12 protein-coding genes are annotated in these 19,887 nt (G+C 65.3%); 4 read left to right on the forward strand and 8 right to left on the reverse strand.

Annotated elements, in window-relative coordinates; translation table 11 throughout:
- A complete protein-coding gene (gene fliE, locus V8J55_RS06385) occupies nt 1-354 on the reverse strand; it encodes a flagellar hook-basal body complex protein FliE (protein ID WP_336444824.1) in 354 nt (117 codons plus the stop codon).
- 248 nt (nt 355-602) lie between these two features.
- Here fliE and V8J55_RS06390 point away from each other — a divergent pair, with 248 nt between their 5' ends.
- Nucleotides 603-1,433: a flagellin N-terminal helical domain-containing protein gene (locus tag V8J55_RS06390; RefSeq protein ID WP_336444825.1), complete on the forward strand. Its 831-nt coding sequence runs from the start codon at nt 603-605 to the stop codon at nt 1,431-1,433.
- A 222-nt stretch (nt 1,434-1,655) separates the two neighbouring features.
- Here the strand turns inward: V8J55_RS06390 and V8J55_RS06395 are convergent, their stop codons facing one another.
- The 6 genes from V8J55_RS06395 to V8J55_RS06420 all read right to left on the reverse strand — a co-directional run bounded on the left by V8J55_RS06395 (nt 1,656) and on the right by V8J55_RS06420 (nt 13,032).
- Nucleotides 1,656-4,934, reverse strand: a complete 3,279-nt coding sequence (locus V8J55_RS06395; protein WP_336444826.1) for an error-prone DNA polymerase — start codon at nt 4,932-4,934, stop codon at nt 1,656-1,658.
- Entirely contained in the window at nt 4,931-6,469 is a 1,539-nt protein-coding gene (locus V8J55_RS06400; protein ID WP_336444827.1) for a Y-family DNA polymerase, read from the reverse strand. Before V8J55_RS06400 ends, V8J55_RS06395 begins: the two co-directional genes overlap by 4 nt.
- Nucleotides 6,372-7,160, reverse strand: coding sequence for an ImuA family protein (locus V8J55_RS06405; protein ID WP_336444828.1), 789 nt, complete (start codon nt 7,158-7,160; stop codon nt 6,372-6,374). The genes V8J55_RS06400 and V8J55_RS06405 overlap by 98 nt, the downstream gene beginning before the upstream one ends.
- Nucleotides 7,161-7,237: 77 nt before the next feature.
- Nucleotides 7,238-8,641 carry an efflux transporter outer membrane subunit gene (locus tag V8J55_RS06410; RefSeq protein ID WP_336444829.1) on the reverse strand — a complete coding sequence of 468 codons (1,404 nt, stop codon included), beginning with the start codon at nt 8,639-8,641 and terminating at the stop codon, nt 7,238-7,240.
- Nucleotides 8,638-11,844 carry an efflux RND transporter permease subunit gene (locus V8J55_RS06415; RefSeq protein WP_336444830.1) on the reverse strand — a complete coding sequence of 1,069 codons (3,207 nt, stop codon included), beginning with the start codon at nt 11,842-11,844 and terminating at the stop codon, nt 8,638-8,640. Before V8J55_RS06415 ends, V8J55_RS06410 begins: the two co-directional genes overlap by 4 nt.
- 6 nt (nt 11,845-11,850) lie before the next feature.
- Nucleotides 11,851-13,032 carry an efflux RND transporter periplasmic adaptor subunit gene (locus tag V8J55_RS06420; RefSeq protein WP_336444831.1) on the reverse strand — a complete coding sequence of 394 codons (1,182 nt, stop codon included), beginning with the start codon at nt 13,030-13,032 and terminating at the stop codon, nt 11,851-11,853.
- A gap of 356 nt (nt 13,033-13,388) precedes the next feature.
- On the opposite strand from V8J55_RS06420, the gene V8J55_RS06425 reads away from it, so the two are divergent.
- The gene (locus V8J55_RS06425; RefSeq protein ID WP_336444832.1) at nt 13,389-15,998 is read left to right on the forward strand and encodes a TonB-dependent receptor; all 2,610 of its coding nucleotides are present in this window, start codon (nt 13,389-13,391) and stop codon (nt 15,996-15,998) included.
- Between the two features lie 104 nt (nt 15,999-16,102).
- Nucleotides 16,103-17,782, forward strand: coding sequence for a hypothetical protein (locus V8J55_RS06430; protein ID WP_336444833.1), 1,680 nt, complete (start codon nt 16,103-16,105; stop codon nt 17,780-17,782).
- 4 nt (nt 17,783-17,786) lie between these two features.
- Here the strand turns inward: V8J55_RS06430 and V8J55_RS06435 are convergent, their stop codons facing one another.
- Nucleotides 17,787-18,842 carry a LacI family DNA-binding transcriptional regulator gene (locus V8J55_RS06435; RefSeq protein WP_336444834.1) on the reverse strand — a complete coding sequence of 352 codons (1,056 nt, stop codon included), beginning with the start codon at nt 18,840-18,842 and terminating at the stop codon, nt 17,787-17,789.
- Nucleotides 18,843-19,012: 170 nt separating this feature from the next.
- Between V8J55_RS06435 and kduI the strand changes: the two genes are divergently transcribed.
- On the forward strand, nt 19,013-19,855 hold the full coding sequence (kduI, locus tag V8J55_RS06440) for a 5-dehydro-4-deoxy-D-glucuronate isomerase (protein ID WP_336444835.1): 843 nt from the start codon (nt 19,013-19,015) through the stop codon (nt 19,853-19,855).
- Nucleotides 19,856-19,887 lie beyond the last annotated feature (32 nt).

A 19,887-nucleotide genomic window follows, 5' to 3' on the forward strand; every position in this document is an offset into this window, starting at 1 on the left:
TTACACCGGCATGTTCATAATGTCGCGATACGCGGACAGCAGCTTGTTGCGGACTTGCAGGGTGGTTTCGAAGCCGAGCGAGGCCTTCTGGCGTTCGATCATCACGCTGACGATGTCGTGCGTGTCGCCGCGCTCATAGGCTTCGGTGATCTGGCTCGCCTTCGACTGCTGCGCGTTGACCTGTTGCAGCGCGTTGTTGATCGCCGCGCCAAAATCGGGGGCTCCTGCTGCGCCGCCGACGCCGCCTTCGGCCGCGCCGATGCCGCTGCGGCCCGCGGCGCGCTGCAGCGCCTGGTTCTGATTGAGGATCGAACTGCGCATTTGCAGCAGCCGGCTCGGGTCAATCGTGCTCATTGGTTTCCATCCGTCCTGATGCGCGGCGATGTGCCGCACGCAAAGAACAATGCAAAGCGCGTGCCAAAAATATTAATGCTACATTTTCAATTGATTAGACGGGTACGCCTTGGCCTCTAAAACGGTTTCGGCGTTTTTTTGACGGGGGGCGCTTAATTGCCTCTGCGGTCCGCCGTTACTGCTTTCCGTGACCGCTCCTCGAGCCCTCACATCACGGGAATGGCCATCGAGGCCGGAAAGGAACAAAGATGACTGTCATCAACACCAATGTGAGCGCGCTTCGCGCCCAGAACAACTCGCGCGTCGCGAACCAAATGCAGTCGCAGGCAATGGAACGCCTGTCGAGCGGCAAGCGCATCAACGCTGCGAAGGACGACGCTGCTGGCCTCGCCATCGCAACCCGCATGGAAGCCGCATCGCGCGGTTTCACGCAGGCCATCCGCAATGCCAACGACGGCATTTCGCTGGCCCAGACCGCCGACAGCGCTGCCGGCAGCATCTCGGACATTCTCGTCCGTATGCGCGACCTGTCGATGCAGGCATCGACCGGTACGCTCAGCGACCCTGATCGCGTGCTGGTGCAGAAGGAAGTCACCGCGCTGATCGCGCAGATCGGCGACGTCGTCGGTCAGACTACTTTCAATGGCAACAACCTGCTGGACGGCAGCGCCGCTACCGGCTTCGATATCCAGACCGGCATCAATGATACCGAAGTCGTGAACATCACCATCGCGAACCTCGGCACGGCAGGCACGGCGCTTACCGGCGTCGGCGCAATCAACGTCGGTACGGCTGCCGGGGCCACCGCGGCGCTGGCAGTGCTTGACACGGCGATCGACAATGTCGCCAGCGAACGCGCCAATCTCGGTGCGCAGCAGAACCGCCTGACCTCGGCTGTCGATAATTTGACGTCGCGTGTCACCAATCTGGACGAAGCGAAGTCGCGCATCGAAGACGCTGATTTCTCGGTCGAATCGACGAACCTCGCGGCTGCCGGCATTCTGGCACAGGCATCGACCGCGATGCTCGCCCAGGCGAACCAGAGCTCGCAGGGCGTGATGAACCTGCTCCGCGGCTAAACTTCGCGAACAAATTTCAGGCTATATTCGGTTGGTCCCTTAGATAGCCTGATCCGATGCCCCGGCCCCCACAGCCGGGGCATCATCTTTTTTGTCTGTTCGGCATGGCCGAACAGGGACGGCACCAGCCCGCTCCCCCTCCCGGCCTCCCTAGGTTACTATCGTTGGGGAGGCCGGGAGGGGGAGCGGGCTGGTGCCGTTGCCGACGTCAGTCGGCCGCATCTAATGAAAATCCCGCGACTTGGGCAGGATGCGGACGTCGCGCGGATGGCCATGTTTCGCCGCATAGCCGCGCGGCAGCTGCGGGTGTTTGACCTCGTCGGCGCGGCAGACGTCGGGGTCGAAGCGCCGATCGCTGCCCAGTGTATCGAGCATCGCGGTGCGATCGACGATGCGCGTCGCCATCAGGTGGATGACCCCTTCCTTGCTCCGCTGCACCTCGCCCTCGGCGAGCATCAGCCGCGACGCCATGACGGCGCGGCGATAGCGTTCGAAATGCCGCGCCCAGAGCAGGATATTGACGATCCCGCCCTCGTCCTCGAGCGTGATGAAGATCGCATTGCCCTTGCCGGGACGCTGGCGGATCAGCACGACGCCAGCGGTGCGCACGATCGACCCGTTCTTCGCCGCCGCGACCTCAGCCGCGCTCAACACGCCCTCGCGCTCGAAATCGCGGCGCAGGAACGCCATCGGATGCCCTTTGAGCGACAGCCGCATCGTCTGATAATCGGTGAGCACATGCTCGACCATCGGCGTCGGCGGCAGCTTGGCATCCTCCTCGGCACCGAGCTCGTCGGTTTCGGCCGCGCCGAACAGCGGCAGCACCCCTTGCCGGACGCGCCGTGCGTCCCATAGTGCCGGCCGCCGTTCGAGGCCCATCGAGCGGCACGCATCGGCCTCGGCGAGCAGGCGCAGCGCGCGCGACGGCAGGTTCGCGCGGCGCGCGAGCTCCTCGACCGAGGCGAAGGGCGTCGTGCGCGCGTCGGCAATCTGCGTCGCCCATTCCTCGCGAAACCCGTCGACCTGCCGCAAGCCGAGCCGGAGCGCGAGGCTGCCGTCGTCCTTCCGCTCGAGGCTGTTGTCCCAATGGCTGTCATTCACATCGACCTCGCGCACCTCGACCCCATGCTCGCGCGCATCGCGCACGAGCTGTGCCGGGGCATAGAAACCCATCGGCTGTGAGTTGAGGATGCCGCACGCGAAGACCACGGGGTGATAATGCTTGATCCACGACGAGACATAGACGAGCCGCGCAAAGGATTGGGCGTGGCTTTCGGGAAAGCCGTAGCTGCCGAAACCCTCGATCTGCTTGAAACAACGCTCGGCGAAGTCCTGCTTGTAGCCCCGCGCGACCATGCCGCCGATCATCTTCTCGCGGAAATTCTCGATCGTGCCGACGTTGCGGAAGGTCGCCATCGCGCGGCGCAGGCCGTTGGCTTCTTCGGGGGTGAAATCGGCTGCCACCATGGCCAGCTTCATCGCCTGTTCCTGAAACAGGGGAACGCCGAAGGTTTTACCCAGAACGTCATGCAATTCGTCCGGCGGGTGTGGTGGCGACGGCTCGGGAAACTCGACCGGCTCTTCCTTGTTCCGGCGGCGTAAATAAGGGTGGACCATATCGCCCTCGATCGGGCCGGGGCGAACGATCGCGACCTGCACGACCAGATCGTAGAAAATCTCCGGGCGCAGCCGTGGCAGCATGTTGATCTGCGCCCGGCTTTCGACCTGGAACACGCCGATGCTGTCGCCTTTTTGCAGCATGCCGTAAACCTCGGGATCGTCGCAATCGATGTCGACTTCGAGTGTGTGATTGCCGAGGTCATGTTCGCGCATCAGGTCGAAACATTTGCGGATGCAGGTGAGCATGCCGAGCGCGAGCACATCGACCTTCATCAATCCCAGCGCGTCGATATCGTCCTTGTCCCATTCGATGAAGGTGCGATCCTCCATCGCGGCATTGTGGATCGGCACCAATTCGTCGAGCCGCCCTTCGGTCAATACGAAGCCACCGACATGCTGCGACAGGTGTCGCGGGGCTTTCAGCAACTCGCCCACAAAGCGGTGCAGCCGTTCGATCTCACCATTGTGCTGATTGAGTCCCGCCTCGACCAATCGTTCGACCGGCACCTCGTCGCCCCAGCTTCCCCAACTCGTGTCTGCTAGGCGTGCGGTGACATCTTCGCTGAATCCCAGCGCCTTGCCGACCTCACGGATCGTGCTGCGCGGTCGATAGTGGATCACCGTTGCAGCTATGGCAGCGCGGTCGCGGCCATAGCGGTCATAGATATGCTGGATCACCTCCTCGCGCCGTTCGTGCTCGAAATCGACATCGATATCCGGAGGCTCGTCGCGCTCGGCGGATACGAAGCGCGAGAAAAGAAGATCGTGCTTCATCGGATCGACCGAGGTGACGCCGAGCAGGAAGCAGACGATCGAATTGGCGGCCGAACCGCGCCCCTGACACAGGATCGGGGGGTTTTGCGCACGCGCGAAGCGGACGAGATCATAGACCGTCAGGAAATAATAAACATAATCCCGCCTGCGAATCAGCCGGAGTTCGTTGCCGATAAGCTTCCTGACCTTGGGGGGCAGGGGCGTGCCGTAGCGGTTCTCCGCCGCTGTCTTCACCAGATGATGCAGATAGGGAAATGGCTTCCAGCCGGGCGGCACCGGTTCGTGCGGATATTCGTAGCGCAGGTCTTCAAGATCGAAGTGAATGCGAGCGAGCAGCTTCGTGCTTTGCTCGATCGCCTTGGGATAGCCATCGAACAACCGCTTCATTTCAGCAGGCGACTTCAGGTGGCGTTCGCCATTGGCGCGGAGCAGCTTGCCCGCTTTCAGCACCGTCGTTCCTTCGCGGATGCAGGAGATGATGTCGTGGAGTGGACGCTGCCCTATGGTCGCGTAAAGTGCGTCGTTGGTCGCGAGCAGCGGGATCCCCGTCGCTGCCGATAAGCGCTGCAGTTTCGCCAGCTGGCGCGCATCCGCGCCAGATTGCGGCATCGTTGCGGCCAGCCACACCGATTTCGGCCTTGCGCCTTTAAGGGTGTGGAGCAGTTCCTCGTCGCCCTCCATCGCGATCAGCAGCAAGTCTTCGCAATGGTCGAGCAAGTCCTGGAGGCTGAGAATGCAGTCGCCCTTCTGTGCTTGCAGATTTCCCAACGAAAGAAGGCGCGTCAGCCGTCCCCAGCCGTGGCGGCTGACGGGATAAGCGACGATATCAGGTGTGCCGTCGGCAAAGACGAGCCGCGCTCCGACCACTAGCCGGAAGCCCTCCACCATCTCGGGCTTCTTCACCTGTTGTTCTTTCAGGAACGCCCACGCCCGCACCACCCCCGCGACGCTGTTGCGGTCGGCGATACCGATGCCTTTCATGCCGAGGTTGATCGCCTCCGCAACCATTTCGGCGGGATGCGATGCGCCGCGCAGGAAGCTGTAGTTGGTCGCGGCGACCAGTTCGGCGAAGCTGGTCTCGGGGCCGGTTTCGGGCGCCTCGTTCATGCGAAGACCCCGTGAATATACCAGCGCGGGTCGGGCTTTTCGTCGTAGAGGCCGTGGCGGAAGAGCCAGAAGCGGCGGCCCTGCGCATCTTCGACGCGGTAATAATCGCGCGTCAGCCCGCCATTGTCGCGGCGGCGCCACCATTCGGCGGCGATACGCTCGGGGCCTTCGTAGCGGCGCACCGCGTGCGCCTGCCGGCGCCAGCGGAACTGGTGCGGCGGGCCGTCAGGCACCTCGGCGATTACCTCGATCGGCTGCGGCGGGTCGAAGAGGTGGAAGGGGCGCGTCGGCGGCTCGCCCGGTTCGGGCGCCTGCCAGGGCAAAGGCACCGGCGCGTCGGCCGCCGGCAGTTCGAGCTGCGCCTGTTCGGGGATATGCGTATCGGCGGGGCGCAGCCGGCGGACGCGTCCGCGCCCGAGCCGCGTCGCGAGACGGTCGGCGAGCTCGTCGATTGCGGCGTCCTTCACCGCGCCGCCCTCGAGTTTGAGCTGGCTCGCGCCGAGCGCCTCGAGCCGCGGCACCGCGAGGCGGATCATGTCGAAACCGAAGCCGGGGTCGAGCGGGTCGGCGAGGCTGTCCATGCGCTCGGCGAACAGGCGCATGACGAGGCCGGTGTCGCGCGTCGGATGGGCGGTTTCGATCGCGATGCTGCGCGCGAGGCCATCGCTGCGAAAGAAGGTGGCGCGGAAATGGCGGCCGCCCTTGCCGCGTTCGCCAAGCGCCTCGATCGCTTCGCCGGTGAGTTCGGCCAGCACTTTGGTGGCGTGTGCCGTGCTGCCGAGCGGCTCGGCGAAGCGGCGTTCGGCGACCACGGGGGGCAGCGCGATGCGCGGGGCGAGCGGGCTCGGCGCATCGCCGAGCAGGCGGCGCAGCGCCATCGCGGCGTCGGCGCCGAAGCGCGCGGCGATATTCGCCATCGGGCGGCTCGCGAGGTCGCCGATCGTCTTGAGGCCCGCGCGGACGAGCGCGGTCGTCGCCTCGGCTTCGAGTTCGAGCGCGGCGACGGGCAGGCGGCGGATCGCCTGCGCCTCGTCGGGGGCAGGACGCGTCTGGTAACGTGCGAGCGCGCGTGCGGCATCGGCGGTCGGGCCGAGCGCGTGGCGCAAGGTCATGCCGAGCCGCGCAAGGCGCCTTTCAACATCGCGCACGAGCTCCGCCTCGCCGCCGTACAGATGTTCGGCGCCCGCGATGTCGAGGATCAACCCGTCGGGCGCGTCGAGCGCGACGAGCGGCGAGTAGCGCGCGCAGCCCTGTGCGAGGCGGTCGAGCCAGTCCTGGTCGAGCACGGGGTCGTGCGGAACGACGGTAAGCTCGCCGATCTGCGCGCGCGCATCGGCGAGCGGCATGCCGGGGCGTAATCCGACGGCCAGCGCCGCGGCATCGACGCTGGAAAGGCGCATCGCGCCGCGCTGCTTCTCGGCGAAGACGAGCGGAGCGTCAGGCGGCATCGGCGCCGTGCGAAGCCATCGCTCGGCGGGCAGGAAGGGGAAGAAGAGCGCCAGATAGCGCCGGGTCCCCGAAGCATTTTTCGTCATGGTTCCAGTCCAGTCGCCAGCGGGCGGGCGCAGCGCCGCCGCGCCAGCGCAGCAATTCGAGGTCGAAGGCGGGCGCGCCGGGGGCGTTCGCTTCGAGCGCGTGCGAGGCGGCAGCGGCGACGCTCCAGCGCGTCTCAGCGACGCTCGGCGCCGGTACGGCATTGAGGCGGAGCATCAGCAACGTGGTGCCCGCATCACGCGCGCCGAGCGCGAGGCGGCGGCCGGCGGTGAGATCGAGCAGCGGGAATTTGCCCCAGCTTTCGACGATCACCGCCGCCGATCCCGCACAGCGGATCGCATCGTTCGCGCAGGCGAGCAGCATCTTCGGATCGGCGGTCTCGACGAGCAAAAGCCGGTCGGGGTCGCCGCCGAGTTCGGCGATGCCGGGCGCATAGATATGACCCGTGCGTTTGCCGGCATCGCTCGTGCGCAGCCAGATCAGCGGCGCCTTGCCGGGTGTGCGCAGCGCGATCAGCGCGGCGAAGGCGGCGGCGCTCGTTGCGTCGAGCGCGTCGGTGGCGAAAAATTCATGGGTGCGCCCGATCGCGAGGCCGCCGCCGAGCGCAGCGTCGAAGGACGCGTGTCCGCTCGCCAGCCAGCCCTCGGCCCGGCGGCTTTCGAAACCGCCATTGGCGGCCAGCCGGGCGATGCGTTTCCGCAGCCCGGCGAGTATGGGAGACGACTCGCGCATCATTTGTTCCTGATATGTTCTATTAGCGCTTTCGGGGCCGCGCTTGTCAAGATGAGTCAGGAAATGGTGCGGTTAGGTTAGCGCGCGCCTGTTTCGCTCCCCGCGCTGCTGTCACCGCCCAGTGTGCGGAACAGCGCGATTCGCATCTGGGTGAGCAGCAATTGCGTCCCGACCTCGCTCCGCCGCGCCGTATAGAGGCTGCGCTGCGCATCGAGGCTGGAGAGGAAGCTGTCGACGCCGCCCTTGTATCGCGCGTCGGCGAGCGCCGCGGTGTCGGTCGCGGCTTCGGTGTTCGCGGTGGCGGCGCGGACGCGCTCCGAAATCGTGCCCTGCACCGCGAGCGCGTCGGCGACTTCGCGGAACGCGGTCTGGATCGCGCCTTCATAGCCCGCGAGCGCGGCGTCGCGCTGCGCTTCGCTGACCGCGACCCCTGCACGGCGGCCGCCGGCGTCGAAGATCGTCGCGGTGGCATCGCCGCCCGCCGACCAGTTGAACGATCCGCTGTCGAACAGGCCGGAGAGCGCATTGCTGGCAAAGCCGAGCAGCCCGGTGAGCGAGATCGACGGGAAAAGTCGCGCGCGCGCGACGCCGATGTCGGCATTGGCGGCGCGCAGGCCATATTCGGCCTCGATCACATCGGGGCGGCGGAGCAGGATTTCGGAGCTGACCCCGGCGGGCAGCGACACGATCGCGGGCGTCACTTCGGTCAGGCTCGCGGGGAGCAGCGCGCGGTCGACATCGCTGCCGACGAGCAGGCGGATCAGATTTTCGTCCTGCGCGAGCGCGGTCCTTTGCTGCGCGATCGAATCCTCGGCGGTCGCGAGAATCTGTTCGGCCTGGCGGAGATCGGTGCGCGGCGCGACGCCGCCATCGAGCCGCGCCCTGGTCAGCCGCACGCTTTCGCGCGCATTGGCGGCGGTGTCCTCGGCGATTTTCAGCAGGTCGCGGTCGGCGCCATAGGCCGCCCACGCATCGGCGAGACCCGCGATCAGCGCGAGGCGCACGGTGCGCGACGCCGCCTCGGTGCCGAGCGCGCGGTTACGGTCGGCCTCGGTCGCGTTGGCGAGCTTGCCGAACAGGTCGAGTTCGAAGGCGGTGATGCCGCCGCGCAGCGAGAAATCGCCGCTGCCGTTTCCGGCGCCGTTGTCCGAATAGCCCGCGCCGGCGCTCACCCCGAGCTCGGGGAATTGCCCCGACCGGGTGACGCGCACCTGCGCGCGCGCCGCGGCGACATTGGCGTAAGCGACGCGGAGGTCGCGATTGTTCGCGAGCGCCTGATCAGTCAGCGATTGCAGCCGCGGGTCGGTGAAGACGCTTTTGTACGAGAGGATCGGCAGCGCCGACTCACTTGCAAGCAGATAGGCGTCGCCGGCGGGCCAGCTTTGCGGCACTGGCGGCGTCGGCAGCACCGTTTTCGGCGCGAGCGAGCAGCCTGCGAGCGCCAGCGTGCTCGCGAGCAGGAAGGCGCGGGCGCCGATCATGCCGGCACCTCCGCCGGGTCCGTATCTCCGCCCTTGTTCTTGCCGAACCGCGCCCGCGCCGCCGCAAGGCCGTCGCGCACGCCGCGGCGGACGAGCACGAAGAAGAGCGGGATGAAGAAGATCGCGAGGAAGGCCGCGGTGAGCATCCCGCCGATCACCGAGGTGCCGATCGCGACGCGGCTGTTTGCGCCCGCACCGGTCGCGATCGCGAGCGGCAGCACGCCGAAGATGAAGGCGAAGCTCGTCATCAAAATCGGGCGCAGGCGGATGCGCGCCGCGGCGATTGCCGCCTCGATCACGCGCTTGCCCTTGCGCTCTTCCTGTTCGGCGAACTCGATCATCAGGATCGCGTTTTTTGCGGCGAGCCCCATCGTCGTGAGCAGCCCGATCTGGAGATAGACGTCATTTTCCAGCCCGCGCAGATTGACGGCAAAGATCGCGCCGATCAGCCCGAGCGGAATGACCAGGATCACCGCGAGCGGGATCGACCAGCTTTCGTAAAGCGCCGCGAGGCAGAGGAAGACGACGAGCAAGGACAGGCCATAGAGCAAGGGCGCCTGCCCCGAGGAGAGGCGTTCCTGATAGGAGGAGCCCGACCAGGCGACGCTGGTGCCGGGGATTTCGCCCGCCATCCGCTCCATCTCGTCCATCGCCTCGCCCGAACTGGTGCCCGGCGCAGGCTGGCCCGAGATTTCGAACGCGGGCACGCCCTGGAAGCGCGAGCTGCTGCTCGGCGTCGTCGACCAGCCGGTCTTGGCAAAGGCGGAGAAGGGCGACATTTCGCCGTCGGCCGAACGCACATACCATTGGCCAAGGTCTTCTGGGCGCGCGCGATAGGGGGCGTCGCCCTGGACATAGACGCGCTTGACGCGGCCCTTGTCGATGAAGTCGTTGACATAGCGCCCGCCCCACGCGGTCGCGAGGGTCGAATTCACATCGGCATTGTCGATGCCATATGCCGTCAGCCGCTGCGTATCGACGTCGATCTTCAGTGTCGCGACATCGGGCAGGTCGGACAGGCGCACCGAGGTCAGCTTGGGGTTCGCGTTCGCCGCGGCGAGCAATTTTTCGCGCGCTTCGGCGAATTCGGCGCGGCTCATCCCGCTGCGGTTCTGGAACTGCATCGTGAAGCCCGACGAATCGCCGAGTCCGCGCACCGCGCCGGGGACGAGTGCGAAAACCTGAGCATCGCGAAGGCCGCTCAAGGCTTTGCGCGCGCGCTCGGCGATCGCATCGGCGGTATTTTCCTGGCCCGGCCGGTCGTCCCAATGGGTGAGGTTGACGAAGCCCTGCCCGGTGTTCTGGCCCGCCGCTGCACCGCCGCCGCCGCCCGCGATCAGGAACAAGGCCTGCACATTGGCCTTTTCCGCGGTCATCATATATTTTTCGATTTCATCGCGCACTTCGAGCGTGCGCGCCTGCGTCGCGCCGGCGGGCAGGCGGAACTGCACCGAAACGCGCCCCTGATCCTCATTGGGCAGGAAGCCGCTGGGCAGGCGCAGGAACAGGACGACGAGCAGGGCGAGCAGCACGGCGTAGATGCCGAGGAACAGCCATTTGCGGTCGACGACCTTGGTGACGCTGCCGACATAGCGGTCGACCGAGCGGTCGAAGCGCGTGTTGAAGCCGTTCTTCGCGCGTTCAAGGAAGGCATGGACGCGCGGGAAGCGCCCCCCGTTGGTGGCCGCGTCGCCGTGTGCCTTGGGCTTGAGCAAGGTTGAGGTCAGCGCGGGGCTGAGGATCAAGGCGACGAGCACCGACAGCGCCATCGCCGAAACGATGGTGACCGAGAATTGGCGATAGATCACGCCGGTCGATCCGCCGAAGAAGGCCATCGGCATGAACACCGCCGACAGTACGAGCGCGATCGCGATCAGCGCGACCTGCAGCTCCTTCATCGACTGGATCGTCGCGTCGCGCGCCGACATGCCCGGATTTTCTTCCATCAACCGCTCGACATTCTCGACTACGACGATCGCGTCGTCGACGAGCAGGCCGATTGCGAGCGTCAGCCCGAACAGCGTCAGCGTGTTGATGCTGAACCCCAGCATATAGAAGATCGCGAAGGTGCCGAGCAGCACGACGGGCACCGCGATGGCGGGGATCAGCACCGCGCGCCAGCTCTGCAGGAAGACGAACATCACGAGGATGACGAGCAGGATCGCCTCGAACAGCGATTTCTGGACCTCGCTGACCGATAGTTTGATGAAGGCGGTCGAATCATTGGCGTAGCTGTAGGTCAGCCCGTCGGGGAAATCGGCGGCGAGCTCCTCCATCCGCGCCTTGACCCGGTCGGCGGTTTCGAGCGCGTCGGATCCCGGCGACAGCGAAATCGACATGCCCGCGCCCGGATGGCCGTTGATCCGGCTGACGACGGCATAGCTTTCGGCGCCGATCTCGACGCGCGCGACATCCTTGATGCGCACCGTCGATCCGTCGGGCAGCGTCTTCAGCACGATATTCTCGAACTCGGGGACGGTCTGCATTCGCGACTGCGCGGTGACCGTCGCGTTGAGCATCTGTCCCTGCGGCGCGGGCAGGCCGCCGACGTCGCCCGCCGCGACCTCGCTGTTCTGCGCGGTGATCGCCGAAATCACGTCGCTCGGCATCAGCGATACCGCGGCGAGCCGCTGCGGATTGAGCCAGATGCGCATCGCGTGCGGCGCGCCGAAGATATTGACCTCGCCGACCCCTTCGACGCGCGACAGCGGATCCTGGATGTTCGACGCCATATAGTCGGAGACGTCCTGGTTCACGCGCGTGTTCGTCTCGTCATAGACGCCGACGAGCAGCAGCGTGTCCGAGTTCGACTTGGTGACGCGCACGCCCTGTTGCTGGACCTGTTGCGGCAGGCGCGAGACCGCCGATGCGATCTTGTTCTGGACCTGCACTTGCGCGATGTCGGGATCGGTACCCTTTTCGAAGATCGCGGTGATATTCGCCTGCCCGCGCGAACTCGACTGTGAGCTGAAATAGAGCAGGCCGTCGATCCCGGTCAGCTGCTGTTCGAGCACCTGCGTGACGCTGTTCTCGATCGTTTCGGCCGACGCGCCCGGGTAGGAGGCGCGGATATTGACCTGCGCCGGCGCGATGTCGGGATATTGCTCGATCGGCAGCGAAAAGAGCGCGCCTGCGCCGCCGAGCATGACGATGATCGCCAGCACCCAGGCGAAGATCGGCCGGTCGATGAAAAGGCGCGACATAAGAGGTTACTTGCCCTTAGCTTGGGCGTCGCCGCCCTTCGGAGCGCCCACGCGCTGCGCGCTGCTTGCCGGGACCGGGCGGATCGGTGCGCCCTGCCGAAGATTGCCGATGCCCTGCGTGATCACGCGATCGCCGGGTTTCAGCCCGTCGGTGACGACCCAATTGGCGCCCGAGGTGCGGTCGGCGACGATCTTGCGCCGTGCCGCCTTATTGTCCTTGCCGACGAGATAGACGAAGGCCGATCCGTCGAAATCGCGCTGCACCGCGGCTTGCGGCAGCAGGATCGCGGTCGGGTTCACCGCCTGATCGAACAGCGCGGTCACGAACATGCCGGGCAGCAGGATGCCCCTGGGATTGGGGAAGCGCGCGCGCAGCGTGATGGTGCCCGTCGCCTCGTTGACCGTGACGTCGGAAAACTGGACGACGCCGGCAAAGGGGTAGGCGCTGCCGTCCTCCATGCGCAGGCGCACCGAGGTGCTGCCCGCGGTGACCCCGCCGCTTTCGATCGCCTGCCGCAGCGTAGTGAGCTCGGCGCTCGACTGCTGCATGTCGACATACATCGGGTCGGTCTGCTGGATCACCGCAAGCGGGCTCGCCTGGCTCGCGCTGACGAGTGCGCCGGGGGTCGCGAGGCTGCGGCCGATGCGGCCGCTGATCGGCGCGGTGATCGTCGCAAAACGCAGGTTGATGCGCGCGGTTTCCAGCGCGGCGCCATTCTGCGCGACCGCGGCGCGCGCCATCCGCGCCTGTGCCAGCGCGTCGGTGTAATCCTGCTCGGCGACCGCCTGCATCTTCGCAAGCGGTTCGAGCCGCCGCGCGCGTTCGTCGGCCGCCTGTGCGCTCGCGCGGGCGCTCGCGAGGTTCGCGGCGGCCTGGTCGACCCCCGCCTGATAAAGGCTCGCGTCGATCTGGTAGAGCGGCTGGCCGGCGCGCACAAAGCCGCCTTCGGTGAACAGGCGGCGGCGGATCAGGCCGTTCACCTGCGGGCGCACTTCGCTCGTCTCGAACGCGACGGTGCGGCCGCCGAGCGACGAGGTGACGGGCACCGGCTCGACCTTGACGGCGACATAGCCGACCTCGGGCGCGCCGCGGCCATTCTTGCTTTCATCCTGACCCGAGCAGGCGCCGAGCAGCAGGCTTGCGGCACACAGGGCTCCGGCCAGCAACAGCGACCTTTTGTCCAGCATAGTTGGTTGTTCTCGTATCGGTTCGCCGCAAGGCGGGGAGGCTTTGCGCCCTTTCAACCCATTGGTTTGCCGCATGCAAGCGCAATGCGGGCGATGCGACAAATTACGACAATTTTTATGCCGCGGCGCATTGTCCGTCCGAGTTGTCATACAAGGGCGACAGTTGTCATACAATTATTGCTTGACACGGGCCCGGTAATTCCCGCATCATTCGTGACACCGGTTACCAGTGCCGGGCAACGATATAGAAACGGGAAGGCGGCTGGCGCGGCCACAAGGGCTAGCCATCAGGCGCAATCTCCATGGGAATTATTGGCGCGCGGGCGACAGGCCGCCGCCGGCGTGGGAGGATGAAGATGGCTATTCAGGCAAGGCGGGGCGTCCGAGCATTGGCGAAACTGGCGGGCGGGGCGTCGCTTGCGGCGCTGGCGCTATCGCCAGCCCATGCGCAGGACGCGGCGGCTCCGGCCGCCGATGACGCGATCGTGGTGACCGGTATCCGGGCGTCGCTCGAACGCGCGGCCGACATCAAGCGCGAAGCCGACCAGGTCATGGATGTCATCACCGCCGAAGATGTCGGAAAGCTGCCTGACGCCAACGTCGCCGAAGCGCTGCAGCGCGTCACCGGCGTCCAGATCACCCGCGTCTTCGGCGAAGGCCAGTCGGTGTCGGTGCGCGGGTTGCAGCAGGTCCGCGTCGAGGTCGACGGGCGCACCCTGCTCGGCTGGTCGGCGCGCCTGTCGCCGCCCGAGAACGACCAACTCGGTCGCTCATCGGGGCTCGATTCGGTGCCCTCCAGCCTGTTCGGCCGATTGGAAGTGCGCAAGTCGCCGCTCGCCAGCAATGCCGAAGGCGGCCTCGGCGGCACGGTGAACCTCGTCACGCCGAAGCCGCTGTCGTTCAAGGAGCCGACGATCTCGGTCCGCGCGCAGGGCGTCTATTCGGAAAATTCGGACAAGTTCGAACCCGCGATCACGGGCTTTGCGACGACCAAATTCGCCGATGGCCGTATCGGCATCATGCTCGCGGGCGAATATCAGAAGCGCACGTCGATGACGCAGACCTTCGAGCGCAACAATTTCCTCAACCGGAACTATACCGGCACCGGCGGCGGCGTGGTCCCGACCCCGGTGCTGCTGCAGTATGAGCAGTTCACAGTCGACCGCTCGCGCCTCGGCCTCAACGGCGCGATCCAGTTCGAAGTGACCCCCGAATTCACCATCACCGCCGACGCGCTCTATTCGAAGCTCAAGACCGGGCGACGGCAGGACTTTTTCGCCTTCCGCCTGCCGACGGGCACCAACCCTGTCACCAACCGGGTCGTCGAGGACGGCATGGTGGTCGCGGGCAACGCCAACGGTACCGTCACCACCGCGGGACAGATCCGCAACGAGCCGACCGAAAGCTTCCTCTATGGGCTCAACGGCAAATATGAGGGCGACAACGGGCTGACGATCGAGGCTGACGGCTATTACAGCAAGGGCACGATCGACCAGACGATCCAGATCATCACCTTGCAGGGCACCGCGCTGGTCCCGGGGGCGTTCGATTTCCGCGACACGACGATCCCGTCGCTGACGCTGACCGGGCCGTTCAATCCGACCAATTATGCGTCGTACAATCCGGCGAACAACGGGGTACGCAGCAACCGCCTGATCGGCCTGCTCGACGAATATACGGGCAAGATCGACGTCAGTTACGAAACCGGCGGCGTCACGATCGCGGCGGGGGTCCGCTATACCGACCTGCATGCGCGCTCGAACGCGTTCCGCAGCCAGGTCACCCCCACGCGTGCCGAGATCGAACCCTTTCTGAAGCTGGTGAACACCGGCGATTTCCTGTCCGACATTCCGGGAACCTTCCCGCGCAGCTTCCTGAGCACAGCGCCAACCTTCGACTATGTCTTCACCCGCGCGCAGGCGGCCGAACCCAATCCGAACGCGAACGGGCGTTCGACGTTGCTGCCCAATCTGCAGCGCGACTATGACTTCAGCGAAAAGACGCTCGCCGGTTACCTGATGGTGTCGGGCGAGGGCGAGATCGCGGGCATCCCGTACAAGGCCAATGCCGGAGTGCGCATCGCGTCGACGCGGCTGTCGGTCGATAGCTATGTCAACGTCGGCACCGTCAGCCGGCTGGTCAACGACAAGAATCGCTACACCAATGTGCTGCCCAGCGCGAATATCGCCTTCAACGTCACCGACGATTTCCTGATCCGCGTGTCGGGGTCGCAGACGATGCAGCGCGCCTCGATCGCCGATCTCGCGCCATCGACCTTCTTCAACGCGACGAACCTGTCGGTCACCGGCGGCAATGTGAATCTCGAACCGCCGATCTCAACGCAGGCCGATGTCAGCTTCGAATATTATACGGGCAAGAGTTCGCTGATCTCGGGCGCGGTCTTTTACAAGGATGTGAAGAATTTCATCGCGAGCTTCGTGACCACCGGGGTCGACACCAATCTCGACCCGCAGGGCCGCGAACTCACCTTCTCGCGCCCCGAAAATCTCGCCAGCGCGAAGATCAAGGGGTTCGAAATCGGCATCCAGCAGTTCTTCGATTTCCTGCCGTCGCCGCTCGACGGCTTCGGCGTGATCGCGAACTACACCTATTCGGATTCCGAAGACAGCGCGGGCTTCCCGCTCGTCGCGGTGTCGAAGAACAGCTACAATCTTGTCGGCCTGTACGAGAAGGGGCCTTTCTCGGCGCGCATTGCGTACAACTACCGCGACGAGGCAGTGTTCGAATTTTCGGAAGGGCGGCCGAGCTTCGTCGGTTCGCGCTCGCAGCTCGATGCGCAGATCGGGGTCGATATCACCAAGAATATCGCGCTGTCGCTCCAGGCGCAGAATCTGATGCCGAAGAAATCGGCGACGACCGAGTATAGCAATTTCAACACGACCGCGCTCAACAGCTATGCTTTGTCCGAGCGGCGCTTCTCGGTTGGCGTGCGCGCGAAGTTCTAAAAAGAGGTCCCCGGCATGGCGGTGCCCCCGACCTTTCACTGGTCGCGCGCCGCCATGCCAAAAAGGGGGTAATGCCAAACGGGCCGCAGGGAGTGTATCGGGTTATGATTTCGGGTGATCGGCGTGCACGCCTTATTTCGGTTCTGGCGCTCGGCGCGGCGCTCATCTTCCCGGCGCAGGCACAGCCAACGAAACTGCCCAAAATCCTTTCGGACCCGGCGACCGTAGCGGCGAACCCGCTGCCCGATTTCAGCTATGCGGGCTATGGCTTCGGGCTGGCTCCGATCCCCGTCGATGCGGGCACCGTCATCGACGCGACGGACCATGGCGCGATCGCCGACGACGGGCTCGACGATACCAAAGCGGTGCTGCGCGCGCTCGCCGCAGCAAACGCGGTAAAGGGCAAGGTGACGCTGCGTTTCCCCAAGGGGCGCACGCAGATCACCGAAGTGCTGCGGATCACGCGCAGCGACATCGTTCTCGACGGCGCGGGCGACGGCCCCGGCGGCAGCGAGCTCTGGTTCCCGCGGCCTCTGAAGCTGATCGACCAGAGTCCCGATTATGACGAGCTGCGCGAATATATGGTGCGCGAGAAGAAGCAGCAGGTCGAGCCCGAGCATAATATCGATTATCTGTTCACCGAATATACGTGGGCGGGCGGGATGATCTTTGTCGCGCCTGCGGGCAGCCGGCCGGTCTCCTATGACGGGACGAAGGATGTCCGCGACCCGGTGCTCGAGAACGGCGTATCGGGCAAGCAGTTCGGCCGCACGCTGGCGGTCGACAATGCGGCAAGGCTCAAGGTCGGCGATGTCGTTCAGCTGCAATGGTTTTCGGTCGACGGGCCGAACAGCCGGATATTGAAATCGCTCTATGGCGATACCGACCTGCCAATCGGCTCGCATCACTGGAGCTTTCCGAACCGGCCGGTGGTCGCGCAGGCGACGCGCATCGCGGCGGTGCGCGGCAAAACGGTGACGCTCGGCGATCCGCTGCTCCACGATGTCCGCGCCGACCAGCCCGCGGTGGTCGCGCAATGGACGCATCTGTCGAACGTCGGCATCCAGAATCTGCGGCTGCAATTCCCCGAGGCGCCCGCGTTCGGGCATCATCTCGAACAGGGCTATAACGGCATCTATATGACCGGCGTGTTCGACGGCTGGGTGAAGAAGCTGACGATCGACCGTGCGGACAGCGGCATCCTCACCGATAATGCCGCGAGCCTGACGATCGCCGACATCACCACAACCGGCGACCGCCGCGCGCATTATTCGGTGCATGTCGGGGCGGTGCACAATGTGCTCGTCAGGGATCTGAAGGTCGCAAATCCGGTCGTTCACCCGGTGAGCATCAACACGCGCTCGACGCGCTCGGTGTTCCTGCGTCCGGTCGTCGAGAAAGAGGCGATCATCGACCAGCACAGCGGGTCGAACCACCAGAATCTGTTCGACGCGATCGAGATGCACATCGACCCGAAGCAGGGGAAAGACGACTGGCACTACCAGCTGTGGGTTGGCGGCGGTGCGCCCTATTGGAAGCCGGGGCATGGACTCTACAACACGCTGTGGAACGCCCGGCTGGTCATGCCCGAAAGCGTGCCCGCCGATGCGACGGTCGCGATCATAAGCGGGCTCGAAGGGCCGGGCGAGCGGATCGTCGGCCTGCACGCAAACCGCAAGATTGCGGTCAGCTACACCCCCGCGCCCTATATCGAGGGCACGGGGCAGGCGGTCGCCGCCGTGCCGTCGCTTTACGAATATCAGCTTGCGCGTCGGCGCCGCTGACCCTTCAGCGCTCCGGCGGCGGCGCGACCGACTGGCGCTCGACAAAGGTCGAGGCGAGCACAGTGCCTTCATCGTCCGCGATCTTGGCGCCCGGGCCGAGGAAATCGGGGACGAGCGTTTGCGCGGCGCGGATGCCCATTTCGCGGATCGGCCAGCGCACGGTGCTGAGCGCGGGCCAGATATGCGTCGCGGTCGGGCTGTCGTCGAAGCCGATGATCGACAATTCGCCGGGGACCTTGATACCCTTGCTGTGCGCGACGCTCATCACGCCCGCCGCCATTTCGTCGTTCGAACAGAAGAGCGCGGTCGGGGGAACGGGCAGCGACAGCAAAGCTTCGCCGGCTTCGATCCCCGCGGTGTAGCGGTAATTGCCGGGCGCATAGAGTTCGCCCGGAAGGTCGAGCCCGGCCTCGGCCAGCGCTTCGCGGAACCCCTCCTCACGCTCGGCGGCCGAACGGAAACCGACCGGGCCGCGCACGAAACCGATGCGGCGATGGCCGAGCGCGATCAGCCCGCGCACCGCCTCGGCGACGACCTCGCGGTCGTTCGACGAGATGCAATGCTTTTCGTCGTCGATCCGCGCCGACCCAATGCGGACATAGCGCACGCCCAGATCCTCGCAGAGCGCGGAGAGATCGTCATTCTCCGAAATCGGCGGGAGCAGCATCGCGCCGATCGGGCGTTGCTTTTCGAGGAAGGTGCGCACATCGTCGAGCATCTTGTCCGACCCGCGATCGACGGGGCGGACGAGCAAAGCAAGGTCGCTGTCCTTGATCGCGTCGAGCACCCCGCGCTGGAAATTGAGCACCGTCTGCGCGTTCGGATTGTCGTGGAGCAGCGCGATCAGGAAGTTGCGGCGAAAGGCGAGCGCGCGCGCCTGCGGATTGGGAACGAAGCCCAATTGCTCGATCGCCTTTTCGACCGTGGCGCGCGTCTTGTCGGTCAGGAATTCGGAGCGGTTGATCACCCGGCTCACGGTCTTTTTCGAAACCCCCGCAAGCGCCGCGACGTCGTTGATCGTCGGCTGCTTGCCCCCCGGCCCCTTGGTTTGTGCCGCCATATTCGCTCTTTCCCCTGCAAGCCTCTGGCCCGGCTCGCGCTTTCTTTGCTGATGGGCGCTCGAAAGCGTAAAATCAACCGCCCGGCGGGGGTGCCAACACCTCTTGACACCGGTTACCATCAAATCTAGCAAGGCGGCAAGCCAGAAATATCGAGCGAGGATGCGATCCCATGTTTTCCAAGACCTATTATGCCACCCATCCGGTGATGATGGAGGAAGTGTCGAACGCGGAACTGCGCGATCGCTACCTGATCCAGAACCTGTTTCGTGACGGCGAGTGCGTCCTCAACTACACCCACGCCGACCGCTTCGTGATCGGCGGCGTCGCGGTCGGTAGCGCCCCGGTCAAGCTGCCGGCGCAGAGCGAGCCGCCGTCGGCCGCAGGGCACCCGTTCCTTGAGCGCCGCGAGCTTGCGATCGTCAACGTGTCGTCGGTGGAAGGCACCGTCACCGTCGACGGCGAGAGCTTCACGCTCGGCAACAAGGATTGCCTCTATGTGACGATGGGCGCGAAGGACGTCGAATTCGCAGGATCGGGCGCGCGTTACTATCTGGCGTCGTGCCCGGCGCACAAGGCGTTCACGACGCGCAAGCTCGGCATCGCCGACGCCAATGCGCTCGATCGCGGTAGCCTCGCCGAATCGAACGAACGCACGATCTTCCAGCTCGTCATCCCGGGCGTGTGCGACAGCGCGCAGCTCGTCATGGGTCTGACCGTGCTCAAGGAAGGCAGCGTCTGGAACACCATGCCCCCGCACATCCACGAGCGCCGCAGCGAGATCTATTTCTATTTCGAACTCGACAATTTGGGCAGCGACCGCGTGATGCACTTCATGGGTGAGGGTGAGGCGACGCGCCACATCGTCATGCAGAATGAGGAAGCGGTGATCTCGCCGCCCTGGTCGATCCACATGGGCGCGGGCACCAAATCCTATGCGTTCATCTGGGCGATGGCGGGCGAGAATCAGGACTATACCGACATGAACGTCCTCGACATCTGTCAGCTATCGTAATCCATTCATCGTCACCCCGGACTTGGTCCGGG

It is taken from the genome of Sphingopyxis sp. CCNWLW2 (assembly GCF_037095755.1).
In the GTDB taxonomy this organism is placed as follows: domain Bacteria; phylum Pseudomonadota; class Alphaproteobacteria; order Sphingomonadales; family Sphingomonadaceae; genus Sphingopyxis.